This is a genomic window from Streptomyces sp. NPDC107538 (genome assembly GCF_055657445.1).
This window is the reverse complement of the sequence record NZ_JBVKAY010000011.1, coordinates 195524-220345: the sequence shown is the minus strand read 5'-3', so window position 1 is coordinate 220345 and position 24822 is coordinate 195524. Positions and strand designations below refer to the sequence as shown.

The 24822-nt window shown below is 70.1% G+C and carries 21 protein-coding genes and 1 pseudogene; 13 read left to right on the top strand and 9 right to left on the bottom strand.

Going from position 1 to position 24822, the window contains the following annotated elements:
* Window positions 1–13: 13 nt before the first annotated feature.
* The gene (locus ACZ7MG_RS32320) at window positions 14–1006 is read right to left on the bottom strand and encodes an immunity 49 family protein (RefSeq protein WP_471381593.1); all 993 of its coding nucleotides are present in this window, start codon (window positions 1004–1006) and stop codon (window positions 14–16) included.
* 120 nt (window positions 1007–1126) lie between these two features.
* Here ACZ7MG_RS32320 and ACZ7MG_RS32315 point away from each other — a divergent pair.
* Window positions 1127–1506, top strand: a pseudogene (locus ACZ7MG_RS32315) (cupin domain-containing protein); the annotation flags it as partial.
* 146 nt (window positions 1507–1652) lie between these two features.
* On the opposite strand, the gene ACZ7MG_RS32310 reads toward ACZ7MG_RS32315, so the two are convergent.
* A complete protein-coding gene (locus ACZ7MG_RS32310; RefSeq protein WP_471381590.1) occupies window positions 1653–2231 on the bottom strand; it encodes a dienelactone hydrolase family protein in 579 nt (192 codons plus the stop codon).
* 277 nt (window positions 2232–2508) lie between these two features.
* Between ACZ7MG_RS32310 and ACZ7MG_RS32305 the strand changes: the two genes are divergently transcribed.
* The 4 genes from ACZ7MG_RS32305 to ACZ7MG_RS32290 all read left to right on the top strand — a co-directional run bounded on the left by ACZ7MG_RS32305 (window position 2509) and on the right by ACZ7MG_RS32290 (window position 6758).
* Window positions 2509–3924, top strand: a complete 1416-nt coding sequence (locus tag ACZ7MG_RS32305) for a family 2B encapsulin nanocompartment shell protein (RefSeq protein WP_471381588.1) — start codon at window positions 2509–2511, stop codon at window positions 3922–3924.
* A gap of 110 nt (window positions 3925–4034) precedes the next feature.
* Window positions 4035–5360, top strand: a complete 1326-nt coding sequence (locus ACZ7MG_RS32300) for a family 2 encapsulin nanocompartment cargo protein terpene cyclase (RefSeq protein WP_471381586.1) — start codon at window positions 4035–4037, stop codon at window positions 5358–5360.
* A 15-nt stretch (window positions 5361–5375) separates the two neighbouring features.
* A complete protein-coding gene (locus tag ACZ7MG_RS32295; RefSeq protein WP_471381584.1) occupies window positions 5376–6260 on the top strand; it encodes a geranyl diphosphate 2-C-methyltransferase in 885 nt (294 codons plus the stop codon).
* 132 nt (window positions 6261–6392) lie between these two features.
* A complete protein-coding gene (locus tag ACZ7MG_RS32290; protein ID WP_471381582.1) occupies window positions 6393–6758 on the top strand; it encodes a hypothetical protein in 366 nt (121 codons plus the stop codon).
* Window positions 6759–6806: 48 nt separating this feature from the next.
* Here ACZ7MG_RS32290 and ACZ7MG_RS32285 read toward each other — a convergent pair whose 3' ends face one another.
* The 5 genes from ACZ7MG_RS32285 to ACZ7MG_RS32265 form a co-directional block, all read right to left on the bottom strand.
* On the bottom strand, window positions 6807–8555 hold the full coding sequence (locus ACZ7MG_RS32285) for an amylo-alpha-1,6-glucosidase (RefSeq protein ID WP_471381579.1): 1749 nt from the start codon (window positions 8553–8555) through the stop codon (window positions 6807–6809).
* An 85-nt stretch (window positions 8556–8640) separates the two neighbouring features.
* Window positions 8641–9465: a carbohydrate ABC transporter permease gene (locus ACZ7MG_RS32280; protein WP_471381578.1), complete on the bottom strand. Its 825-nt coding sequence runs from the start codon at window positions 9463–9465 to the stop codon at window positions 8641–8643.
* A complete protein-coding gene (locus ACZ7MG_RS32275; RefSeq protein WP_471381576.1) occupies window positions 9462–10370 on the bottom strand; it encodes a carbohydrate ABC transporter permease in 909 nt (302 codons plus the stop codon). Before ACZ7MG_RS32275 ends, ACZ7MG_RS32280 begins: the two co-directional genes overlap by 4 nt.
* 21 nt (window positions 10371–10391) lie before the next feature.
* A complete protein-coding gene (locus tag ACZ7MG_RS32270) occupies window positions 10392–11633 on the bottom strand; it encodes a sugar ABC transporter substrate-binding protein (RefSeq protein WP_471381574.1) in 1242 nt (413 codons plus the stop codon).
* Window positions 11634–11816: 183 nt separating this feature from the next.
* Complete coding sequence (locus ACZ7MG_RS32265; protein WP_471381573.1) at window positions 11817–12875, bottom strand: LacI family DNA-binding transcriptional regulator; 1059 nt, start codon at window positions 12873–12875, stop codon at window positions 11817–11819.
* A 438-nt stretch (window positions 12876–13313) separates the two neighbouring features.
* Between ACZ7MG_RS32265 and ACZ7MG_RS32260 the strand changes: the two genes are divergently transcribed.
* Window positions 13314–16967, top strand: coding sequence for a LamG-like jellyroll fold domain-containing protein (locus ACZ7MG_RS32260; protein WP_471381572.1), 3654 nt, complete (start codon window positions 13314–13316; stop codon window positions 16965–16967).
* 118 nt (window positions 16968–17085) lie between these two features.
* Here ACZ7MG_RS32260 and ACZ7MG_RS32255 read toward each other — a convergent pair whose 3' ends face one another.
* The gene (locus tag ACZ7MG_RS32255) at window positions 17086–18216 is read right to left on the bottom strand and encodes an FAD-dependent oxidoreductase (RefSeq protein WP_471381570.1); all 1131 of its coding nucleotides are present in this window, start codon (window positions 18214–18216) and stop codon (window positions 17086–17088) included.
* A 53-nt stretch (window positions 18217–18269) separates the two neighbouring features.
* Here ACZ7MG_RS32255 and ACZ7MG_RS32250 point away from each other — a divergent pair, with 53 nt between their 5' ends.
* Window positions 18270–18962, top strand: coding sequence for a TetR/AcrR family transcriptional regulator (locus tag ACZ7MG_RS32250; RefSeq protein ID WP_471381567.1), 693 nt, complete (start codon window positions 18270–18272; stop codon window positions 18960–18962).
* Window positions 18963–19004: 42 nt separating this feature from the next.
* Here the strand turns inward: ACZ7MG_RS32250 and ACZ7MG_RS32245 are convergent, their stop codons facing one another.
* Window positions 19005–20060 carry a PQQ-dependent sugar dehydrogenase gene (locus tag ACZ7MG_RS32245; protein ID WP_471381564.1) on the bottom strand — a complete coding sequence of 352 codons (1056 nt, stop codon included), beginning with the start codon at window positions 20058–20060 and terminating at the stop codon, window positions 19005–19007.
* Window positions 20061–20353: 293 nt separating this feature from the next.
* Between ACZ7MG_RS32245 and pqqA the strand changes: the two genes are divergently transcribed.
* From pqqA to ACZ7MG_RS32215, 6 genes are all read left to right on the top strand, one after another.
* Window positions 20354–20467 (top strand): pyrroloquinoline quinone precursor peptide PqqA, encoded by a 114-nt coding sequence (gene pqqA, locus ACZ7MG_RS32240; RefSeq protein ID WP_471381563.1) that lies wholly within the window; start codon window positions 20354–20356, stop codon window positions 20465–20467.
* A gap of 9 nt (window positions 20468–20476) precedes the next feature.
* Entirely contained in the window at window positions 20477–21385 is a 909-nt protein-coding gene (gene pqqB, locus ACZ7MG_RS32235; RefSeq protein WP_471381561.1) for a pyrroloquinoline quinone biosynthesis protein PqqB, read from the top strand.
* A complete protein-coding gene (gene pqqC, locus ACZ7MG_RS32230; RefSeq protein ID WP_471381559.1) occupies window positions 21382–22107 on the top strand; it encodes a pyrroloquinoline-quinone synthase PqqC in 726 nt (241 codons plus the stop codon). Before pqqB ends, pqqC begins: the two co-directional genes overlap by 4 nt.
* Window positions 22108–22205: 98 nt before the next feature.
* Window positions 22206–22427 carry a pyrroloquinoline quinone biosynthesis peptide chaperone PqqD gene (gene pqqD, locus ACZ7MG_RS32225; RefSeq protein WP_471381556.1) on the top strand — a complete coding sequence of 74 codons (222 nt, stop codon included), beginning with the start codon at window positions 22206–22208 and terminating at the stop codon, window positions 22425–22427.
* Entirely contained in the window at window positions 22424–23578 is a 1155-nt protein-coding gene (pqqE, locus tag ACZ7MG_RS32220) for a pyrroloquinoline quinone biosynthesis protein PqqE (RefSeq protein WP_471381554.1), read from the top strand. The genes pqqD and pqqE overlap by 4 nt, the downstream gene beginning before the upstream one ends.
* Window positions 23575–24813 carry an amino acid ABC transporter substrate-binding protein gene (locus ACZ7MG_RS32215; RefSeq protein WP_471381553.1) on the top strand — a complete coding sequence of 413 codons (1239 nt, stop codon included), beginning with the start codon at window positions 23575–23577 and terminating at the stop codon, window positions 24811–24813. The genes pqqE and ACZ7MG_RS32215 overlap by 4 nt, the downstream gene beginning before the upstream one ends.
* Window positions 24814–24822 lie beyond the last annotated feature (9 nt).

Genomic DNA, 24822 nt, shown 5'->3' with positions numbered 1-24822 from the left:
CACCCCGGGTGGCCTACTTGGCGGCCCAGCTGCCCAAGGTGTTCCGGTTCCCCTCCGCCGCCCGGCGCGGCGCGTCCGGCGATCCCAGCAGACCGTATGGCAGATACCCGGACCGGACACCGAGTTCCCACCCATGGACCTGGACGGCGAGGCAGGACAGGGCGAGGGTGCCGAGGGGGAGGAGGGACCGGGGCGCGGGATCACCGGCGTCGGCCTCGACGCTCTCCCGGTACGCGACCAGCCGGGCGACGAGGGCGTCCTCGAAGGCGTGCCTGTCGTCGTCGAGGAGCACGCGGAGCAGGCGCTGGTCCGCGCTCAGCGCGTCGCCGACCTCGTCGAGCCGCCGGGCCGCCTCCGCGCGCTCCCCCGCGTCCGGCTTGCGCAGCGGAACCGTGGGCCAGTCGCGGGGCAGGTGCCCGGCCGCCTCGGTGAGATACAGGCACAGGGCGTCCATGGCGGCGAGGTCGGCGGGGTCGGAGACGGAGGTGTACCGGTTGTAAGGCACGCCGTCACGGATGGCGGGCGCGTAGTCGTCGCGCAGCAGCAGCCCGGTGACCCGCTCCCAGTCCCACACAAGCCCGCTGACGACACACAACTCGAACATGTCGAGCCAGGTCCGCGCGGTGGGCGCCTCCTGGACGACGTCCCGGAAGGTGATGGGCCCGTCCCCGAACTCGTCGTCGTCCGGGTCCGTGCTGATCCGCTCCCCGACGAGGGGGAACCGGAGTTCCTGGTCCCCGTCCGGGGAGCACATGATGCTCAGCACTCCCTGCACACACTCCGCGGCGGTGGCGGCGACCGTGCCGGCCGCGGCGTCGAGCCCCGGCTCCGTCACCGTTCGCGCGGCGACATGGTCGAGCAGTTCGTCCGCCATGGCCCGGATCAGCGCCGGCGAGATGCTGCCGTACCGCAGCGAGTGCCACCGCGTGTAGGCCCGCCCGTGGATGTCGTCGAGCGCCTCGGCCAACCGCTCCTCGCCGACCTGATGGCATGCCACATTCCGCACGTACCCCGTCCCTTCATGAATTCCACGACTGGACGAAGCACGTTATCAACGGGCACTGACAGCTCTGGAGCGCTGCTTTCAGAGCGGTAAAGGGTGAGGACCTGACGAGGGGAGCGCATCATGTCGCATGTGGAGTACCCGGAGCCCCGCTACCACGGCAACGAGGGCGAGGTGAACGCGATGTTCCGCCCGGGCGACACACCGCCGGACCTCTCGTCGCCCGGGGGCTCCACGCACTCATCCTCTCCGGCGAACTCGCGCTCTACGACGGCGAGAAGTGGGTGACGGGCCGCGAGGGTGATTTCCTGTACGTACCGGTCGGGGGCCTGCACGCGTTCAAGAACGTGACCGACGAGCCCATGTCCATGCTCATGCTCTTCTCCCCCGGAGCCCCACGCGAGGAGTACTTCGAAAACGTCGCGGAGATGACGCGGCGCGGTGGCGAGGAGCTGAAGGACTTCCGCATCCGGCACGACAGCTACTTCGTCGAAGACTTCGAGCCGCAACTCCGGGCGCGCAGACGCCGAGAGAACTGCTCCGCCGGAGGATGTTTGCACACATGGGTTCACGAGTCCTCCGCAAGCCGACACGCTCCGGGGCGGGCGGCCGTGCGGCGGACAGGGGGCCGGGCCGGTTGTCGTTGTCCCTACTCGATGCGGCCGAGGAAGCTGAGCACTCGACGGTTGACCTGCTGCGCGGCCTGTTCGTCGTAGGTCGGCAGGCTGCTGTCGGTGAACAGGTGTCTGTCGCCGGGGTAGAGGAACAGCTCGGCGTCCGCCGCGGACTCGACGAGCGCGCGGGCGGCGTCCACGTCGCCCTCCCCGGCGAAGAAGGGATCCGCGTCCATGCCGTGGATCTGGACCGGGACGCCCTGGGGCCAGACACCGCCGAACTCCGAAACCGGGACGCATGCTTCGAGCAGCACCGCGCCCTTCGCGCCGGGTCGGGTCTGGGTCAGCCGCTGTGCCGACATGACGCCGAGCGAGAACCCGACGTGGACGACCCCTGGGGGCAGCCCTTCCGCGGCGGCCGTTGCTCGCGCCGAGATCTTGTCGAAGCCGACGCTTCGGGCGTAGCCGATGCCCTCTTCAAGGGTGTCGAACACCTGCCCCTCGTACAGGTCCGGGGCGTGGACGGTGTGTCCGGACCGCCGCAACCGCTCGGCGAACTCGCGCACTCCGGCGGTCAGCCCGTGTCCATGGTGGAAGACCAGTACCTCAGCCATGTCGCTCCCCTCGTGCCGCGGTGCCCGGGCGGCACCGCGGCACGAGTATGGCGCGCGGCACTGACATCCACGGGTCCGGGAAGTCGGTCCACCCGGCGGCGATGCCACATAACGGACTGATAAACCGAGTTGCACCGATTATCACTGCTTCGAGGTAAGCATCTTGTCTCCCTGGTGGATGCGGCCGGTTCGGCGGCTAGCTTTCTGCAGGTGGACGGATTCCCGTGATCCTTCTCGCACATCACCCACGACCCGCCGTGCAAGGAGAAAGCCCTCGATGTCCGTCGACCGTGTTCGGGAGGCCCGGACCACATCAGACGCACCGCGCCAGTCCCTGAGTACTGCCGCAGCCCGTAACCTCGCCACGACCACCAAGTCCGCCCCGCAGATGCAGGAGATCACCTCCCGCTGGTTGCTGCGGATGCTGCCCTGGGTCGAGGCCGAGGGCGGCACCTACCGGGTCAACCGGCGATTGCGCCATACCGTCGGCGACGGGCGCGTCGAGTTCGTCCAGGAGGGTGCCACGGTCCGGGTGATCCCCCGGGAGCTGGGTGAACTGGCCCTGCTGCGCGGGTTCGAGGACGCGGACGTCCTCGCCGCCCTCGCCGACCGCTGCACACAGCGTGACTTCGCGGCGGGCGAGGTCCTCGCCGAGCGCGGCAGCCCCGCGGACGGGATCCAGCTGATCGCCCACGGCCGGGTCTGCCAGACCTCCGCGGGCAAGTACGGCGACGAGATCGGCATCGCGGTGCTCTCGGACGGCGAACACTTCGGTGAGAACGCCCTGTTGGACCCCGACGCCCGCCACGAGGTCTCGGTCACCGCCGAGACACCCGGTACCCTCCTCACCCTCTCCCGCGCCGACTTCGCCGCCGTCCGGGACTCCGCTCCCCGTCTCCAGGCCCACCTCGACCGGTTCGGCTCCCGTGCGCGGCAGCGGCAGAACAAGCACGGTGAGGCCGAGATCGCCCTGACGGCCGGTCACGTCGGCGAGGTCGACCTGCCGGGCACCTTCGTCGACTACGAACTGGAGCCACGGGAGTACGAGCTGTCCGTCGCGCAGACCGTGCTGCGCGTCCACACCCGGGTCGCCGACCTCTACAACGGTCCGATGAACCAGAGCGAGGAGCAGCTCCGGCTCACCGTCGAGGCCTTGCATGAGCGTCAGGAGCACGAACTGATCAACAACCGCGAGTTCGGGCTGCTGCACAATGCCGACTTCAAGCAGCGCATCCAGCCCCGCTCCGGCCCGCCGACCCCGGACGACATGGACGATCTGCTCTGCCGTCGACGCGGCACCAAGATGTTCCTCGCCCATCCCAGGACCATCGCCGCGATCGGGCGCGGCTTCAACGCCCACGGTCTCTACCCCGACCATGTCGACCTCGGCGGGCAGTCGGTCCCCGCCTGGCGCGGGGTCCCCATCCTGCCGTGCGCCAAGATCCCGATCAGCAAGGAGCAGACCAGCTCCATCATCGCGATGCGCACCGGCGAGAAGAACCAGGGCGTCATCGGGCTGCGGCAGACCGGACTGCTGGACGAGTACGAAGAGGGCCTGTCCGTGCGCTTCATGGGCATCAACGAACAGGCGATCATCTCCTACCTCGTCAGCACCTACTACTCCGCCGCGGTCCTCCTGCCCGACGCCCTCGGTGTGATGGAGAACGTGCAGATCGCCGCCGCCCCGCGCTGACGGCCTGATCCGCCGCAGGTCCCCGCCCGCCCCGCCGCACGTACGGCGGAGCACCCATGCCCTGAACCCCACCGCAGCCCACCCCACCGCACCGCAGCAAGGAGCTGGCGATGCCCGATTCCGGGCCCCTCGGGTCCTCACCCCCTGAGCAGCGGCCGACGCCGCACACGGCCCTGCCCGACGTCCCCGCACCGGTGGTCCCGGACCCTCCGGTCACGCCGATCGCCCCCGGCTTTCTGGCAGCACTGCATCCGCCGGTCATGACGCCCGGTCCACCACCGACCCCCGCCCCCACCACCGCCGTACCGGACACGCCGGACGCGCCCGCCGCCGGCTCCGCCCTTCACGAGATCTTGCGCGGATCGATCGGACTGGGCACGACCGCGCTCGCCTTGGCTGACCTCTACAGAGCCCCGCTCCCGGAGCCCACGTCCCCAGCGCCCGCTCCGCCCGCCGAGGGACAGGCCGTCCCGGGGCTCTACCATCACCCCGTCCCGGAGCCCGACCCCGTGCGCGTCGAGGAGGTGAGCCGCCGGATCAAGCGCTGGGCCGAGGACGAGGTCCAGCTCTATCCGGAGGAGTGGGAGGGACAGTTCGACGGCTTCTCCGTCGGCCGTTACATGGTCGCCTGCCACCCCGACGCCCCCACGGTCGACCATCTGATGCTCGCCACCCGGCTGATGGTCGCGGAGAACGCGGTGGACGACTGCTACTGCGAGGACCACGGCGGGTCACCCGTCGGTCTCGGCGGACGCCTCCTCCTCGCACACACCGCGCTCGACCACGTCCACAGCACGGCGGAGTACGCACCGGCATGGCAGGACTCCCTCGCCTCGGACGCCCCGCGCCGGGCGTACCGCAGCGCGATGGACTACTTCGTCCGGGCGACCACACCCTCCCAGGCGGACCGCTACCGGCATGACATGGCCCGCCTGCACATGGGCTACCTCGCCGAGGCCGCCTGGGCGCAGACCGGTCACGTCCCGGAGGTGTGGGAGTACCTGGCGATGCGTCAGTTCAACAACTTCCGCCCCTGTCCCACGATCACCGACGCCGTCGGCGGTTACGAACTGCCCGCGGACGTGCACGCCCGGCCGGACATGCAACGGGTCATCGCGCTCGCCGGCAACGCGACGACCATCGTCAACGACCTCTACTCGTACACCAAGGAACTCGACAGCCCCGGCCTCCATCTGAACCTGCCGGTGGTGATCGCGAAGCGCGAGGAACTCTCCGAGCGCGACGCCTATCTGAAGGCCGTCGAGGTCCACAACGAACTCCAGCACGCCTTCGAGGCCGCCGCTGCCGACCTCGCACAGGCCTGCCCGCTGCCCACCGTGCTGCGCTTCCTCAGGGGCGTGGCCGCCTGGGTCGACGGCAACCACGACTGGCACCGCACCAATACCTTCCGCTACAGCCTGCCCGATTTCTGGTAAAGAACGGATATCTCCATGACCACTGAGACCACCGCCACCGAAACCTCCGCCACCGCGAAGATCCCGGCTCCGGCGACGCCTTACCAGGGGGACATCGCCCGCTACTGGAACAACGAGGCACGGCCCGTCAACCTGCGCCTCGGTGACGTGGACGGGCTCTACCACCACCACTACGGCATCGGCGCCGTGGACCACACCGCGCTCGGCGACCCGGCGGACAGCGCGTACGAGAAGAAGCTCATCGCGGAGCTGCACCGACTGGAGTCGGCGCAGGCGGAGTTCCTCCTCGACCACCTCGGTACCGTCGGCCCGGACGACACCCTCGTCGACGCCGGCTGCGGGCGCGGCGGCTCCATGGTCATGGCCCACCGCCGCTTCGGCTCCAAGGTCGAGGGCGTCACCCTGTCCGCCACCCAGGCCGACTTCGGCAACAAGCGCGCACGGGAACTGCGTATCGAGGACCACGTCCGCTCCCGTGTGTGCAACATGCTCGACACGCCGTTCGACAAGGGCAGTATCGCGGCCTCGTGGAACAACGAGTCGACCATGTACGTCGACCTTCACGACCTGTTCGCCGAGCACTCCCGTTTCCTGAAGCCGGGCGGCCGTTATGTGACCATCACCGGCTGCTGGAACCCCCGTTACGGCCAGCCGTCGAAGTGGGTCTCCCAGATCAACGCCCACTTCGAGTGCAACATCCACTCCCGCCGTGAGTATCTGCGCGCCATGGCCGACAACCGGCTCGTGCCGCACACCATCGTGGACCTCACCGCGGAGACCCTGCCCTACTGGGAACTGCGGGCGACGTCCTCGCTGGTCACCGGCATCGAGGAGGCGTTCATCGAGTCCTACCGGGACGGCTCCTTCCAGTACGTCCTGATCGCGGCCGACCGCGTGTGAGCCCGCCCTCGCGGGGCCGGGACCGCTGACCGGCGGCCCGGCCCCGCGAGGTCCGGTGACGGCTGGTCACAGTCGGGCCGCTAAACGATCCCGTGCGGTACTGAATACGTCATTCCGTGGTGCAGTCTGGTCATGGCCTCACCGCCCGAGGACGACCAGGACAGCCCGGCGCCTCCCCCGTCCCGTAAACGCCCCTCCCTGCTCATCGACATCGCGGTCGCCCTGGTGTTCCTGGTCGCGGACGCGGTCATCGTCGTGGTCGCCGTGATGCTGTTCGTCATGATCGGCATGGGCACCGCGCCGTCACCGGACTCCGGCCGCTCCCGCGATGTCCCCGTCCTGATGTGGCTCGCCGTCTGGGGCATTCCGGTCCTGGCGGTGACCCATGCCGTCGTGCACGCCCGTCTGAGGATGCCGGTCACCGCCGTCGTTCAGGGCCTGTTCGCACTCGCCTGCACGCTCCAGGCCGTGGCGTGGACGCGCATGCTGCTGTCGTGACACCGGACGTTCCACAGGTGACCGGTCGCCGGTCAGCCAGCCAGCCAGTCAGTCACCGTCACGGTGTGCGTGGTGTGCCTGGTGTGCGTGGGCTTCGGCGAGGAGGAGATAACTGCTGGCGGTCCAGGTGTAGGCGCGGTCGCGCAGTCCCGTGCCGGTCAGGGCGTCGAAGTTCTCGGCGAAGCCGTGGGTCTCGCACAGGGCGCGGAAGCGGGCACTGATGTCGTCGGCCAGCCGGTGGTGTCCGGCGCGGCGCAGGCCGTCCTCGACGAGGACTGTGGCGGGGGCCCAGATGGGGCCGCGCCAGTAGCCGTCGGCGAGATAGTGCGGCGAGGTGGTCAGTTCGGTGGCCAGGCCGTACGGAGTGAGGTGGGCCTTGATGAGGTCGGCCAGCGCGGCGCTGGTCTCCTCGGGCAGGTGTTCGCCCAGCACGATGGGCAGCAGGTCGAGGAGGCTGGCGCTGCTCCAGGTGTCCCCGGTGCCGACGCCGCGGGCGACGAACCGGTCGCCGGTCCACAGCTGGTCGAAGAGCGCGGTCTGTATCTCTCCGGCCGTGCGCGTCCACCGGCTCGCCTCGTCCGGTCGGTCCAACTCCGTGGCCAGAGCGGCGAGTTCGCGCAGCTGGAGGACGAGGAAGGCGGCCAGGTCGGCGGTGACGACCACGCGCTCGGGGTCGAAGGTGGTGGCGTTGTCCCAGCCGCTGTCGTTTCCGTGCTGGTAGTAGGGCAGTTCGGCGTCCGGGGCCCGTCGCGCGGTGAGCCAGAAGCCGGTCCAGCGCTCCAACCGGGCGTACGTCTGCGCCAGTTCGGCCCGGTCGAGGGGGGTAGGCAGCCTTCGGCGCAGGTGGCCGAAGGCCCAGCCGTGGATGGGCGGCTTGACGAAGTTGTGGAGCACCTCGGAGTGGGTGACCGAGTCCGGCAGAGCGCCAGAGTCGTCCTGGTGGTCGAAGGGGAGGTGGAACTGGGCCAGTGCCAGTTCCGGTGAACCCGGGGCCAGGGCCAGGGCGTTGAAGCAGTGGTCCCAGCTCCAGACCTTGTCCATCCAGTGCTTGGACATGAGCACCCCGGGCCGGGTGACCAGGCCCTTCGCCGCCACGGTCGCCGACCAGACCACGTAGGCGGCGAGTTCGGCGGCGGGGGTCGCCGGCGAGCGCCAGGGGGCCACCGCGTCGGCGAAGTCCGCGAACGCGGTCCGGGCGGACTCCACGAGGTCGTCGAAGGCCACGGAGGACTCGTACGGCGGCCGGGCGGTGTCGAGTTCCTCGATCGCGATCTCCCAGACCCCGTCCGCCATGACCGCGACACCACGGTCGGCGCTGCCCAGGGCCTGGACTCCGGCTGCCTCGGCGAGGGTTCCGGACAACAGGGTCACGCGGTAGCGGCGGCCGGTCTCGTAGGAGGTGAACACATGGGCGGCCGCCGCCGGGTCGTGGAACAAGTAGGTGCCGCTGAACGGTGTCAGGGTCGGTGCGGCGGCCAGGACTCCGAAGCCCGTCCCGCTCCCCCGCAGCCGTAGGGTGTCCGGCGTCTCGTAGGCGAGGTCGACGCGCCCGCTCTCGCCCACCCAGCTGAGCAGGCCCGGCGTCGCCTCGACACGGCTCTCGGCACGGTCTCCCGACAGGGCGTCCAGGAGGACCAGGCGCAGGACGGCGTGCATGCCGTTCTGGTGCGAGACCAGGTGAAGATCCTCGGCGTACGTCTTCTCGGCGATCACGGGCGAGATGTCGAACCAGGATCCGTAGGTGCTGAACGGGATGTCGTGGACCGAGAAGGCCGGGCCGGACGGGGCGGCGGTCATGTTGGCGTGACTCGATTCTGGAGCAGGGGCGACGGCCGGCCGACGCGCCGTGAGGGCCGGTCGTCGAGCCGTGGTTGTGGGGGGCTCAGTCCTTGACGGCGCCGGCGGTCACACCGGCGGCGACATAGCGTTGGGCGAGGACGAGGATCACCGTGGCGGGCAGCGAGGCCACGACGGCGGTCGCCATGATGGCGTTCCACTGCTGGTTGTTGTTGCCGATGTAGTGGTAGATGCCGAGGGTGATCGGCTCGTGGGCTCCGCCGCTCGCGAGGGTGGCGGCGAAGACGAAGTCGGACCAGGACCACAGGAACGCGAACAGGGACACCGTGACGATCGCGTTGCGGCTCATCGGCAGGACGATCGACCAGAAGGTGCGCAGGGCGCCGGCTCCGTCGGTCTTCGCGGCCTGGAGCAGTTCGCCGGGGATGCCGGACATGAACGCGGTGAAGATGAGGACGGCGAAGGGGACGGCCAGGGTGGAGTCGGCGACGATCAGTCCGGGCACCGACTGGAGCAGGCCGAGTCGGAGGTAGATGGCGTAGAAGCCCATCGCCATGATGATGCCGGGGACCATCTGGGCGACCAGGAAGAGGAAGGCGATCAGCCCCCCGCCGCGGGGGCGCAGCTTCGCCAGCGCGTACCCGGCGGGCGCGGCCAGTGCCACGGTCAGGGTCACGGTGCCCAGACCGATGACGAGGCTGGTGCCGACGTAGGGCAGTTGCTGGTCGAGGACGGCGCGATAGCCCTCCAGTGTGCCGTGGACGGGGAACAGGTCGGGCGGGCTCTTGCGCATGTCCTGGTCACGGGTGAAGGACACGTTGAGCATCCAGTAGACCGGGAAGAGCATGATCCCGGTCAGCAGCAGGCCCACGGCTGTCTTCCACCACGGAGGGCTGGTACGGGGGTTCATGACAGCGCCTGCTTTCGCTGGACGCGGACGTAGAGCAGGCCGAAGGCCAGGGCGGCGACGACGAGCAGGTTGCCGACGGCCGCGCCGGGGCCGAACTCGGGCAGGAGACTGCCGAAGCCGAGCTGGTAGGACCAGGTGGCGAAGGTGGTGGAGGCGTCCGCGGGACCGCCCTTGGTCATGATCCAGATGATGTCGAAGACCTTGAGTGTGTAGACCAGTCCCAGCAGCAGCGTGATCGCGGACACCGGGCGCAGCAGTGGGAAGGTGATGCGCCAGAACCGCTGCCAGGCGTTCGCCCCGTCGAGGGCTGCGGCTTCGTGCAGGCCGGCGGGGATGGACTGCAGTCCGCTGTGGAGCACGACCAGGTTGAAGGGGACGCCGACCCAGACGTTGGCGATGATCACCGAGGTCAGCGACCAGGTGGGTGAGGTCAGCCAGTTCACCGGGTCGACGCCGACGACGCCCAGGAGGGTGTTGACGATGCCGGAGTCGCTGTTGAGCATCCAGGACCAGGTGGACGCCGACACGATCAGCGGCAGCAGCCACGGCACCAGGAACAGGGCCCGCAGGGTGGCGGAGAGCCGGAAGTGCTGGTGGAAGAAGACGGCGAGGGCCAGACCGATGGCGTACTGGAGGAACAGGCAGACGGCGGTGAAGACCACGGTGTGCAGCAGTGCCGGGGCGAACGTCGGGTCCTCGAAGACGGTGACGTAGTTCGTGAGGCCGGTGAAGGGCGCGTCGCCCTGGACGAACGAGCGGACGGTGTAGTGACGCAGGCTCAGGTCGAGGTTGCGGTAGAGCGGGTAGGCGTAGAAGAGGACGAGGTAGAGGGTGACCGGGGCGAGGAACGCCCAGGCCGCCCACTGCGGGGACCGGTGGTCCCGCCGTCGTGTCGCGTGTTTCATCCGAGGACCTGGAACCATCGGCTACTTGACGGCGGACTGCGCCTCGGCCAGCGCGTCCTTGGGCGACTGGGCACCGCTGAGCGCGGACTGGACGGCCTTCCACAACTGTTCGGAGATCTTGGGGTACTTGGTGCCCAGGTCGTCGCTGGTCCGTCCCTTGGCCGCCTTGACCGCCTCGACCCACGGCTTCAGTTCGGCGTTCGCCGCCACCTGCTTGTCCTGGACCTCGCCGGTGGGGGCGACGTAGGACAGGGTGGTGTCGGTGTCGTACAGGTTGTCGGTGCTGGTCAGACAGGTCACCAGCTTCCGCGAGGTGGTGTAGCGGCCGGTGTCGTCCTGGACCGGGACGGTCACGAACTCGCCGCCGGTCGGGGCCGCCGCGTTGCCGCCCGTGGCGGCCGGGACGGGGATCACCCCGTAGTCGAAGCCCGCCTTCTCGGCATTGGCCAGCTGCCAGGTGCCGTTCTCGCTGAACGCGTAGTCGCCGGTGGCGAACTCCTGCCAGCTGGTGGTCTGGGTGTTGTTGATGACCGAGTTGGGGGCGTAGCCCTTGTCGAGCCAGTCCTTCCACAGGGTCAGTGCGGAGACGCCCTCGGCGGAGTCGAGCGCGGTGAGCTGCGCGCCCGAGCCCCAGAACCAGGGCAGGAACTGGAAACTGCCCTCCTCCGTGCCGATCGCGGAGAAGGTGATGCCCTTCTTCCCTGCCTTCTTGACCTTCGCCAGCGCCGCCGTCAGCGACGTCCAGTCCTTGACGGAGGCGATGTCGACTCCGGCCTCCTTCAGCACCTCCTTGTTGTAGTAGAGGGCGAGGGTGTTGGCGCCGATCGGGGTGCCGTAGGTCTTGCCGCCGGACTGGCCGGCCGCGAGCAGGTTGGGGTCCACCTTCGAGGTGTCGAGCTTGTTGTCGTCGGTCGTGGTGAGGATGCCCGCCTCGGCCAGGGTCGAGACGACCGGGTTGTCGACGACGAGGACGTCCGGCGCGTTGCCCTGCTGGGCCGCCAGCAGCGTCTTGTTGGCCAGGTCGCTGGTGTCGAAGCCGGTCCGCTTGATCTTCACGCCCGCCTCGGTGCCGCACTTGTCCAGCAGCTTCGCCCAGGCCGAGCCCTTGGCGAACTGCGGGTAGGGGTCCCAGACGGTGTACGTGCCGCTGTCGGCGTCCTTGGCGTCGGTGCCGCTCGCGCCGGAGGAGCAGGCGGTGGCGACGACGGCGACGGCGGTCGTCAGGGCCGCGGCGGTGAGACGGCGTCCGGTGGTTCTGCGCATGGCGGGTTCCTTGGTTGTGGACACGGGTGTGCCGTGCGAGGGGTGAGGAGAGGTGTGCGGGCATGCCGAACCGTCACGTGGGCAGGCCGGGTTCGGGGGGGCCGGTGCGGTGGCGAAGAGGGCCCGGGATGCCCGTGATCCGCGGTCGGGGTCCGGGTCGGGGGTCGGGGTCGGGGTCGGAGGTCAGTCGTGCGGGTGGGCGCCGGAGTCCGGGGCCTCCTGGGCGAAGGGGGCGGCGCCGGCCGGTCCGGTGCTGGCCCGCAGCGAGATCGGCGGGGCGAGGAGGTGGTGGCGGGGTGTGGCGGTGGGACGGTCGAGCCGTTCGATGAGGAGGTCGACGGCGTGGCGGCCCATCTCCTCCGCCGGGACGTCGGCCGCGGTGAGCTGCGGGGTCACCGTCTCCGCCCACCGGCCGGCCACGACCCCGGTGACGGAGAAGTCGCGCGGTACATGGCGGCCCGCGTGGGCGAGGCCGCGGTAGAGACCGCCGAGGGCCGCCTCGTTCAGGGTGACCAGGGCCGTGGTGGCGGGGTCGTCGTACAGGATCTGCTCCAGGCACGCCTGCCCCGAGGCGGCGTCGTCCCCGCAGCAGTACGTCCGTACGGTCAGTCCGCGCTCGGCCGCGGCCTTGGTGAAGCCGTCGAGTCCCCGGTGCGCCGACTCGTACCCGGCGCGCAGGAGTTGCTCGGGCCGGTTGACGAAGGCGACCCGGCGGTGGCCGAGGTCGGCGAGGTGGCGGACGCAGGCCGCCGTCAGCGCGGTGTGGTCCAGGCCCACCCACCAGGTTCCCTCGGGGTGCGCGGTACGGCCGATGGCGACGGACGGGAAGTCCAGCTCGGCCAGGTGATCGACCCGGTCGTCGGCCAGTCTGATCTCCATCAGGATCGCGCCGTCGACCCGCCGCTCCCCCAGCAGCCGCTGGAAGGAACGGTCGCTGTCGACGCCGCTTGGTGACAGCAGGACGTCGTAGTCGTGGGCCGCGGCCGCCTCCACCACGCTGCCGATGAAGTCCAGCTGCATGCCCGTGTAGTGGTTCCCGGCCGGGGGGAAGACCAGGCCGATCGTGCTGGTCCGCCCGTTGGCCAGGGCGCGGGCGCTGGCGTTGGGCCGGTAGTCCAGTTCGTCGATGACCTGCTGGATCTTCCGGCGGGTGTCGTCCGACACGGGGCGTTTGCCGCTCAGCGCGTAGGACACGGTGCTCCGCGAGACTCCGGCCCGCCGGGCGATCTCACCGATGTTCACGGAGGACTCCTTGCTCGAAGTTCGAATCGGTTCGACACCCCGTGGAGGCAGCGGGTCCGACCGGCACAGGTGGTGGGGTGAGGAGTGTAGCGACCCCCGGTCGTCGAACCGGTTCGCATGGAGTGAACGTAGGAACCGAGCAGGGCGACTGTCAACACCTGAAACGGGATTCCCCGTCGTGGCAAGGCAATCCGGACCTTGTCCGGATGCTTCGCCGATTCGCCTGTGCCGGATGTATTGCTGCGGGAAATCCCCGGTGCTAGCTTCCTGCGAACCGGTTCGACGAAGCGGTGCTTCCGGCGGCCGGTGCCCGTTCCGCACGTGCCACGTCGAACCCGCCTCGCGGGCCACGGCACGCGGACGAGCGTCCGGGGCCGAGGCGGGCCGACCGGACCCGACACTCACAGGCCCGACACTCACAGGATCGAGGACGCATCCATGTCATCCGCCGACAGATCAGCCCGGCGCCGGGCGCCTGCCGCTCTGGCGCTGGCCCTCGGCGCGGGCGTACTGGTCGCACCGACCGTCCCCGCCCAGGCGGCCGGCACGCCCCAGCCGACGGTCCACTACACCTTCGACGAGGACGACCTCGCGTCCGGGAAGATCACGGACAGCTCCGGCAACGGTCTCACGGCCAGCCTGGTCAACCCCTCCACCGCCCGGGCCGTCGTGGGCACGGGCGGCGGCAAGGCGCTCGCCCTGCCCGGCGGGGCACCCACGTCCGACGGCGCCTACGTCCGTCTGCCCCGCGAGGTCGTCGGGGAGGCGACCGACCTGACCGTGTCCGCCCGGGTGAAGTGGGGCGACGACAGGTCGTCCTGGCAGCGGATCTTCGACCTGGGCACCGACACCACCAAGTACCTCTTCACCACGCCGTCCCACAACGGCGGGGTCCTGCGCACCGCCGTGACCACCGGCGGCGGGGGCGCGGAGTCCCAGGTATCCGGTTACGCGGCGCTGCCCGCCGACGCCTGGCGGACGGTCACGGTCACCCTCGACACCGCCGCCGGACGGGTCACCACCTACCTCGACGGTGTGGCGGTCTCCTCCGCCGCGACGAAGGTCAAGGCCAGGGAATTGCTGGCCGGCTCGGCCACGTCCGCCGGCTTCATCGGCAAGTCTTTCTGGCCGGACCCGCTGCTCAAGGGCGCGATCGACGACTTCACCGTGTGGCACGCGGCGCTCAGTCCCGAGCAGGTGGCCGGTACGGTCGGGGACGTGCCGACCCTCCGGGAACTGTCGAAGACATCGTTCGAGGTCCGTACGACGACCGGGACGGCCCCCTCCCTCCCCGCCGCCGTCCGGTCCTCCTACTCCGACGGCTACGACCGCGACACGCCCGTCACGTGGGACGCCGTACCGGCCGAGAAGTACGCCGCGCCCGGGACGTTCACGGTGGCCGGACGGGCGGCCGGGAAGGACGTGAAGGCGACCGTGACCGTGGTCCGCGAAGGGCAGCTCACCGTCGACCTCGCGTCGGACACCGGCGCGTTCCACGGCGGCGCCTCCGGCACCCTCTACGGCGTGTACGGGCCGGACGTCCCCACCAACAACCTCATCGAGGGCATGGGCCTGCGCACCGTCTCCACCAAGGCGCAGGACGGCCCGCAGCACCCGGGCGCCGACGCGCTGGAGGTGGTGAAGCCGCTGGCCGACTCCACCGACGGTGATGTGTACATCTACATGACCGACATCCACCGCGGCTTCCCCTACGAGTGGCCGGGCGACACCCCGGCGGAGAAGCTCAAGCTCTACGAGGCGAAGATCGCCAAACAGGTCGACCAGGTCCTGCGGCTGCCGAAGCAGTACCAGGACAACATCGTCTTCGTGCCGTTCAACGAGCCCGAGGGCAACATGTTCGGCACCGGGCAGTGGAGCTACAACAAGGTCAGCTGGCTGGACGACCCGGACGACTTCTTCGCCGCCTGGGACTCCGCGTACGAGCTGATCAAGGAGAAGATGCCGGACGCCCGGATCGCGGGCCCCAACACCAGTGTCCTGTACGACCAGGTGAAGGGCTTCCTGTCCCACGCGCTGGCCGCCGGCACCCTCCCCGAGGTGATCACCTGGCACGAGCTGAGCCACCCGGAGGCGGTGCGCGACAGCGTCGCCAAGTACCGGGGCTGGGAGAAGGACCTGTTCAAGGGGACCGACCGTGAGGGCACCGAACTGCCCATCAACATCAACGAGTACGCGTTCAACTACCACACCTCGGTGCCCGGCCAGATGATCCAGTGGGTGTCCGCGATCGAGGAGTCCAAGGTGGACGCCGACATCGCGTACTGGAACATCGACGGCAACCTCTCCGACTCCGCCGTCCAGTCCAACCGAGGCAACGGCCAGTGGTGGCTGCTCAATTCGTACGCCTCGATGAGCGGCCACACGGTCTCCGTGACCCCGCCGTTCCCCGGTGAGAACTACACCATGCAGGGCGTCGGCACGCTCGACGAGAAGAAGAAGCAGGCGCGGCTGGTCTTCGGCGGGTCGGCCGGCGAGGGGCACATCACCTTCGCCGGGGTGCCGAAGAAGGTGTTCGGCAAGAGCGTCCACGCGTGGGTCCGCGAGATCGAGTGGAGCGGCCAGCTCGGCGACAGCTCGGGCCCGAAGCTGCTCACGGAGACGAACCTGAAGGTCGGCGCCGACGGCACGGTCTCCCTCGACTTCGGCGACGGCACCCTGCCCGCGCTCAAGGAGTCCTCGGCGTACGAGATCGTCCTCAGCCCCGCCGGGAAGGCCAAGGCCACCGGCACCGCACCCGTGCGCTGGCAGGACTCCTACGAGGCCGAGGACGCCGCGCACACCGGGTCCGGCTACTCGAAGAACGGTCCGGAGGGCTCGCCGCGGGACGTGTCGAAGTTCTACACCTCCGGCGGCTACGACGTCGGCGGTCTGCGCACCGGTTCCGACATGACGCTCGACTTCACCGTGGACGTGCCCGAGGACGGCACCTACGACCTGAGCGTCTTCGCCAACTCCCTCAACACCTTCGGCAAGGTGAAGGACCAGGGACCCACCAACGTATTTCTGCGGGTGGACGGCAAGGCGGACGGCGAGCAGGAGTTGCATCTGCCGCTGGGCTACAAGTGGGTGGTGTGGGACCACACCGACACGCAGGTGAAGCTCACCAAGGGCAGGCACACGATCACGCTGGCCGCGAAGAGCGCGGACGGCAAGGGGGTCACCCAGGGCGACGCCATCGTGGACCGGCTGGTCCTGTCCCTGCCGGACGCCTCCGCCCGCACACAGGTGTACGAGGGTGAACTGGCCTGGCTGGACGGCGGGGCGCGTACCGCCTACGACCCGCCCCGGCAGGCGGCCACGGGCTCGGGCGCCGCCCGGATCCCGAAGAAGGGGACCGCCACGTTCTGGGTCTACTCCCCCGCCGACCGGGAGGCCACCCTCAGGGTCGACACCCTGAAGGGTTCCGGCGCCCGCGTCTCCGTCAACGGACAGGACGTCCTGAGCCTGGACGAGGGCGGGAACAGCATCGCGGTCTCCCTCTCCGGCGGCGTCAACAAGGTGACGGTGACCGGGACTTCGCACACCACCATGGTCGACCGCCTCACGGTCACCCCGACCGAGGGCACGCTCCCGGCCCGCACCTACGAGGGGAAGGACGCCGAGCTGTCCGGCTCGGCCGCCCTCACCCCGCTCTCCCTGGCCACCGGCGGCACCGCGATCACCGGGATCGGCGGGGCACCGGGCAACGGCAACACGGCCACGTTCACCGTCACCGCGGACGAGGCGGGCACGCACGCGCTGCGCATCCGCTACTCCAACCCCGAGCAGTCGCCGGCCACGCACTACAACCCGGACCCGCTCGCCCGCCACGCCGATCTCACCGTCAACGGCGGCGCGGCCCGGCGGGTCACCTTCCCGCACACCTTCCACCAGAACAACTTCTGGGAACTGACCGTCCCCGTCCAGCTGAAGAAGGGACAGAACACGCTCACCTTCCGCTCCGAGGAACTCCCGAACTTCGACGGCACCACATACGCCTCGGACACCTTCCCCGGTGTGCTGCTCCGCTCCCGCTACGCGCCGCTGATCGACCGGATCACTCTCGCGCCGTACGCCAAGGAGGTGCGATGAGACGAACGGCCTCGGCGTCGAGGTGACCCGCCCGAGGAGCGGGTGACCGACGCGGCGAGCAGCGCCCGGGTCCGTCAGGCCGACGGACCCGGGCGCTGCGCCGATGTCCAGGGGGAGTTCACGACGGCTGGACCTCGTCGAAGAGGGCGAGGGCCTGGGTGGGGTCCTGGCTCACCAGGCGTTCCAGACCCGCTGTCGTGATCTTCGCCCACTTGGCGGCCCGTGCCCCCATGCGTTCCTCGAAGGCGCGGACGGCCTCGTCCAGTTCTTCGGGGCCGGGCGCGGCGGCGATGGCCTCGGCGAGTTCGGCGCCGTCCAGCATCGCGAGGTTCGCGCCCGCCCCCAGTGGGGGCATCAGATGGGCGGCGTCGCCGAGGAGCGTCACCCCGGGGACGTGGGGCCAGGTGTGGGCGACGGGCAGGGTGTACAGGGGGCGTTGGACGAAGGCGGCGCCGTGGCGGAGGAGGTCGCGGACGGGGTCGGCCCAGCCGTCGAACAGGGCCAGCAGGCGCGATCGGACAGCCTCGGCGTCGGCCGGGTGCGTGTGCGTGTGCTGGTGCTGGTCCAGTGGCGCGCGGAACTGGGCGTACACCTTGACGTGACCGCCGCTGCCGCGCTGGGCGACGAGGGCGCGGTTCACGCCGTACACGGCCAGGGAACCGTCGCCGATCAAGCGGGCGAGGTCGGGGTGGCGGGTGTCGACGTCGTCCAGGGAGGTCTCGACCGAGGTGACGCCGGTGTAGTGGGGCGTCACCGACGAGACCGCCGGGCGGACCCGGGACCAGGCGCCGTCCGCGCCGACGACGAGGTCGAACGTCTCCTGCCGCCCGTCCGCGAAGTGGACCGCCGCGCCGCCGCCGGCCCTCGGCACCACCTGGGCGACGCCCCGCCCCCAGCCGACGGCGAGCGGGCCGAGCAGCAGGTCACGGAGTTGTCCTCGGTCGATCTCGGGATTGGCCAAGTCGTCCGGGCGGGGCATCCAGTCGCGCAGGACGGTCCCGTCCGTGTCCAGGATGCGCATGGCCTGCCCCTCGGGACGGGACAGCGCCCGGAACTCCGTCAGCAACCCGGCTTTCTCCAGGGCGAGTTGACCCAGCCCTTCGTGCAGGTCGAGGGTGCCGCCCGGCGGGCGGGCGTCGGGGGCGGGGTCACGCTCGAAGAGGGTGACGGGGTGGTCGTGGCGGTGCAGCACGCGGGCGAGGGTCAGGCCGGCGGGACCGCCGCCGACCACGGCGATGCGATGTCTCATGTCGATACACTGTATTGACACGATACGCCGCATCGCAACAGTACGATGTGGGCATGACTGTGTGGGACCGACCGGAGCCGCCGACCCGCCCCGTGCCGCTCGACCGGCAGCGGATCGTCGCCGCCGCCGTCGCGCTGGCCGACGAGGGCGGGCTGGAGGCGGTGTCGGTGCGCAAGGTCGCCGCCAAGCTGGACGCCGGTCCGATGCGGTTGTACGGCTTCATCTCCACCAAGGAGGAGCTGTTCGACCTCATGGTGGACGAGGTCCAGGCCGAGATCCTCCCCGAGGAGCGGCCCGATGACTGGCGGGAGGCGCTGAGTCTCCTCGCCCACCGCACCAGGCGGACCGCGCTTCGTCACGAGTGGCTGGCCGACCTGCTCGGCGGCCGCCCGAGCCTGGGCCCGAACGGCCTCGCCGTGACCGAGGCCACGCTGTCCGCGCTCGACGGCCTCGCCGACATCGACACTGTCATGCGTGCCGTCGAAACCGTCGGCGCCTACTCCCACGGCGCGATCCGGCGCGAGATCGCGAACCTGCGGGCCGAGCGCGCCACCGGGCTGTCCGAGCTCGACTGGCAGCGCGCCTCCGGCCCGCATGTGACGAGCATGCTGGCCACGGGCCGCTTCCCCGCCCTGGCCAAGGCCGTGTACGACGCCGCGGACGTGGACGCCGAGACGACCTTCGCGACCGGCCTGGACTGGGTGCTCGACGCCGTGGCCGCCAGGCTCACCCTGCCGCCGGCATGACGCCCGGCGCTGCTCCGCGCCGGTCCAGCCGCTTACCGTGCCCTACTGCAGATCGACCTGGAACACCTTGTCCGCGCCGTCCGGTTCACCTCCGTTGTTGTCGGCGTTGGTGGTGGACAGCCACAGGGTGTTCTTGCCGGGGAGCTTCTCCACCGTGCGCAGCCGGCCGTACTGGGTGGTGTAGTACGCGGTGGGGGTGCCGGCGCTGGTGCCGCTGACCGGGATGCGCCACAGCCGCTCACCGCGCAGGGCTGCCAGGTAGAGGGCTCCGTCGGCGTACGTGACCGCGCTCGGGGATGCCTCGCTGACGGTCCACTGCCGCTTGGGGCTCGTCATGCCGGAGGTGGAGCAGCTGCCCTCGCAGACCGGCCAGCCGTAGTTCTTGCCGGACTCGATCAGGTTCAGCTCGTCGTACCTGCTGTTGCCGAACTCGGCTTCCCAGAGCCTGCCTTGGGCGTCCCAGGTGATGCCCTGGGGGTTGCGGTGGCCGAGGGAGTAGACGAGCGTGCCGAACGGGTTGCCGGGCGCGGCCTTGCCGTCCTTCGTCATCCGCAGGATCTTCCCGTTGAGGGAGTTCCTGTCCTGGGCCAGATTGCTGTTCTGCGCGTCGCCCGTGGTGGCGTAGAGGTGGCCGTCCGGGCCGAACTTGATGCGCCCGCCGTTGTGGTACCTGTTCTTGGCGATGCCGGTGACGAGGACCGTGTAGCCGCTGAGCGTGGAGCCGTCGTAGGTCATCCGGACGATGCGGTTGTCGGAGGCCGCCGAGTGCATCAGGTAGATGTGGTGGTCGGTGTTCCAGGTCGGTGAGACCGCGACGCCGAGGAGGCCGCCCTCGCCGCTGGTGGTCACGACGTTGGGCACCCTGCCGATCTCGGTCCTCGTGCCCGCCTGGGTGAGCTTGAAGAGCTTGAAGGAGTCCCGTTCGGTGATGACCGCCGACCCGTCGGGCAGCCAGCTCAGACCCCAGGGCACGGTCCATCCGGACGAGATTGTCCGGATGGCCGAGGGGACGGAGGTGGTGTCGGCCGCGGCCCCGAGCAGACCGGTGGTGAGGGCGGCCACGGCAGCGGCGGTGGTGATGGTTCGGAATACGCGCATGGGCGAACTCCTCGCTGTGGGGGGTGTCATGAAGCCTTCCGGAAGGTAGGAGGTCTGCGAACGAAGGTCAAGTGCGATTAAAGCCAAAGGTTCATACCTTCGCCGGACGCATCGCTCTCCCAATCCCGCTTCAACAGCGGTTTCGCCAACAAGCCCGACAATGGCCGACCTCGCGGTTCACGTTTTCGGTCAATCAGAGATCGGATCACTTTGGCGCCGACCCATTGACCGGGCTGCCGGATGCTGGCGATGCTGCACCACAGGTTCCCCGCACCGGAAGGCAGGTACGGCACATGACCGAACCCGTACAGCAGATCGACGAAGAAGCGCCGAGCTGGCAGACCCCCGACTTCGTGGTCGTCGAGACCGCACTTGAGGTCACCGCATATTTCCTGAGCGACCGTTAGACCGCCGCCGTGCTGCTGCACGTGCTCGGCACCGCGGCGGGCGGCGGGGTACCCCAGTGGGACTGTGCGTGTCCCGGCTGCTCCGGGGCACGTGCACATCCGCAGCGGCGCCGCCGCCACGCCTCTCTCGCCGTCCAGGCGTCGGAGGACCGCTGGTACCTCGTCAACGCCACCCCCGACATCGGCGACCAGATCGAGAACCGCCGGGTCCTGCGGCCCGGGCCCGGTTCGCGGCGGACCCCGATCGCCGGGCTGATCCTGACCGACGCCGAACTCGACCACACCCTCGGCATCGCCCGGCTGCGCGAAGCCGGTCCCGCCGGACTGGAGCTGCTCGCCACCGGGCCCGTGCGCGAGGCCCTGCTCACCGGGCTGCGGCTGGAGGCCGTCCTCAGCCCGTACACCCCCCTCACCTGGCGCGAACTGTCCCCGGAGCGGCCCGTACCGCTCACCGAGGACTCGGCCCTCACGATCAGCGCGATCCCCGTCTCCGCCAAACGCCCCCGCTACGCGGCGGAGTTACCCGTGCCCGAAGCCGACACCTGGGTCGTGGCCCTGCTTCTCACCGACCGCGCCACCGGGACGACGCTCGTCTACGCCCCCGCACTGGCCGCCTGGCCCGACGCCCTGCAGTCCGCTGTCGAGCAGGCCGACTGCGTGATCGTCGACGGCACGTTCTGGGACGACGAGGAACCCCGGCGCACCGGCATCTCCACCCGTACGGCGACCGGGATGGGGCACCTGCCGATCGACGGGCCGGGCGGCACCGCGGAGCGCCTGGCGGCGCTGCGCGCCCGCTGTCTCTACACCCATCTGAACAACACCAATCCCCTCGTCGATCCGAGCGCACCGCAGTACAAGCGGCTGGCCGACCGGGGCATCGAGGTGGCCGGAGACGGAATGGTGATCCAACTTTGACCGTCGAGGAACAGCACAGCGAGGAAGAGCACTTCGAGGGACAGCACTTCGAGGAACGGCTCAGGGCCGTGGCCCGGGACCGCTACCACGACGTCCATCCCTTCAACGTCCGTATGCACCAAGGCGAGTTGACCCCTGACGAGCTGCGCCGCTGGATCCTCAACCGGTTCCACTACCAGCGGCACATCCCCGTCAAGGACGCCTTGGTCCTGGCCAAGCTGGACACCCCGCGGCTGCGCCGTATGTGGCTGCGGCGGATCGAGGAGCACGACGGCCGGGCCGAGGGCGAGGGCGGCATCGAGCGGTGGCTGAGGCTGGGCGAGGCCGCGGGGCTGGACCGGTCCGAGCTGCTGTCCGGTGCGGGCGTACTGCCCGGGGTGCGGCTGGCGGTGGACGGATACGTCAACTTCTGCCGGCTCCGCTCCCCGCTGGAAGCCGTCGCGGCGTCGCTCACCGAGCTGTCGGCGCCGGGCATCATGCGCACGCGCATCGCCGCGTTCGAACGGCACTACCGGTGGATCGACGCCGACGGGCTGGCCTACTTCCGTACGCGCGAGGCCCAGGGTCGAAAGGACAGCGGTGAGGCACTGGGCCTCGTCCTGGACTGGGCCCGCACCGAGCCCGATCAGGAGCGCGCCGTGGCGGCCCTCGCCTTCAAATGCGACGTGCTGTGGTCGCTGCTCGACGCGATCGACCACGGCGACCGGAAGGAGCGGCGGTGACGGCGTCCGCGTCTGCGCATGGGTCTGGAGCCGCGTCCGCCCCAGCGTCTGCTTCTGCTTCTGTGACCGGGTGGCGGCCTGCCCTGGCGCGCTCGGTCGTGCTCCGCCACGACCGGGTGCGCGGGGCCGACCTGTTGGTCCTGCCGGAACGGGTCGTCGTGCTCAGTGGCCGGGCCGCGGATGTTCTCCGGCTGTGCGACGGGCGACGGGACGTGGACGAGATCGTCGAGGAGTTGGCCGCCCGTTTCCCGGGCGCCCCCGTGGCGGACGAAGTCCCCAGGTTCCTCGACCGCGTGCACGAGGAGGGCTGGTTACGATGACGAGCCCCCCGCCTCCCTGGGCCCTGCTCGCCGAACTCACCCACGCCTGCCCGCTGCACTGCCCCTACTGCTCCAACCCCCTGGAACTCACCCGCCGTTCACACGAACTCTCCGCCGGGGAATGGGACGACGTGTTCCGGCAGGCGGCGGACCTCGGCGTCGTACACACGCACCTCTCCGGCGGCGAGCCCCTGCTGCGCCGCGATCTCACAGCCGTGGTCGCCGCCGCCGAGGCGGCCGGGATCTACACCCAACTGGTCACCAGCGGCGTCGGGTTGAGCGCGGCGAGGATGTCCGCGCTGGTCTCCGCCGGGCTGCGCAGCGTCCAGTTGTCGGTGCAGCACGCGGAGCCGGTGGCGTCCGACCGGATCGCCGGCCACCGGTCGTTCGAGGCGAAGGCACGGGCCGCCGCTCTCGTCCGCGAGGCAGGTCTGCCGCTGGGCCTCAACGTCGTCCTGCACCGCGACAACCTCGACGCCGTCGACGCGATCGTGGACCTGGGCGTGGCCTGGGGAGCCGAGCGGATCGAGCTGGCCAACGTCCAGTTCCACGGGTGGGCCCTGCGCAACCGCACCGCGCTGCTGCCCGGCCGCGACCAGCTGGCGCGCGCCCGGGAGACGGTCGAGCGCCGACGGGAGCAGCTGGCGGGCGGCGTCGAGCTGGTGTGGGTCGTACCGGACTACTTCGACGGCGTGCCGAAGCCGTGCATGGGCGGCTGGGGTGCGGTGTCGCTGACGGTCGCCCCGGACGGCGCCGTGCTGCCGTGCCCCTCGTCCCGGGACATGCTGGGCCCGGACGGCGTACCGAACGTACGCGACCGGTCCCTGGAGTGGATCTGGACCAGTTCCCCGGCCTTCGACCGCTACCGGGGCACCGAGTGGATGACCGGCCCCTGTGACGGCTGTCCCCGCCGCGAGATCGACTTCGGCGGCTGCCGCTGCCAGGCCCACGCCCTCACCGGTGACGCCGCCCGCACCGACCCCGCCTGCGCGCTCTCCCCCGACCACGCTCTCGTACGCACCCTGTCGGACCCGCCGCGCACCGATCCCCCGTCCGCCGACGCCGCGCCGTCCTACGTCTACCGCGGGCTCGATCGCCACCACACGGAAGTCACGGAAGCCACGGAAGCCACGAGGGGTGTCAAGCGATGAACAGAACGCACCGCGGACAAAGACGCCGACGAGGAGGGATCGCCGCCGGCACCCTCGCCCTGGTACTGGCCGCCGGTGCCTGCGGCTCCGGCTCCGGTTCCCAGGACTCGGCCGACGACCCCATCGTCATCGGCGTCTCCCTGCCCCTCACGGGCGACTTCTCCGAACCCGGCAAGGGTGTCGAACGGGGCTACAAGGCCTGGGCGAAGATCGTCAACGACAGTGGCGGACTGCTGGGCCGCCAGGTCGAGTTGAAGATCCTCGACGACCAGTCCAACGCCGACCGGGTCGTCTCCGACTACGAACAGCTGATCGGCAGGGACGAGGTGGACCTGCTCTTCGGACCGTTCTCCACCCGGCTCGTGGTCCCGTCCGCGCGGGTGGCCGAGGAGTACGGCATGCTCTTCGTCGAGCCGGCGGGCGCGGCCCCGGAGGTCTTCGAGCAGGGCTTCGAGAACCTCTTCTACGCCGCTCCGGCCGTCGCCGACGACCACTACAACCTGCTGGCCGACCACATCCTGGCCATGCCGGAGAGCGAGCGCCCGAAGACGGCCGCGTACGCCGCCATGGACGACCCCTTCGCCCAGGGAACCGCCTACGGGCTGAAGGAGAAGTTGGAGAAGGGCGGCGTGCGGACCGTCGCCGACGAGGTCTACCCGCCCAACACCACCGATTTCGGCGGTATCGCCGCCCAGATCGCCGACTCGAAGGCCGACATGGTGGTGGGCGGCACCCAGTACCAGGACGGCGTCAACCTCATCGTCGCCCTCCAACAGCTCGACTACCAGCCGAAGTTGGCCGCCTTCTCCACCGCGCCGACCGAGCCCGAGTTCGCCGAGGCCATCGGCAACAAGACCGAGGGCATCCTCGCGCCCACCGGCTACACCCAGAAGGCCGACTACCCGTCCAACAAGGAGTTCGTCGAGAAGTACACCGAGCAGTTCGGCAAGGCGCCCGAGGAGGACGAGGCCAACGCCTACACGACCGGTCAGGTGGTGGCCGCCGCCGTCGAGGCCGCCCGGTGCGCCTCCCAGGACCCGGACTGCCAGAGCAAGCTGGTGGAGTGGCTGCGCGGCCATCAAGTGGACACCGTCGTCGGGCCGTTGAAGTGGGACGGCAAGGGCCGGCCGCAGAGCGCGCACATGATCCAGCAGTGGGTCGGCGGCGAGATCCAGATCGTGCTGCCCGACGCGCAGAAGGAAGCCGACCTGATCTATCCGAAACCGGCGTGGTGAGGAGGCCGG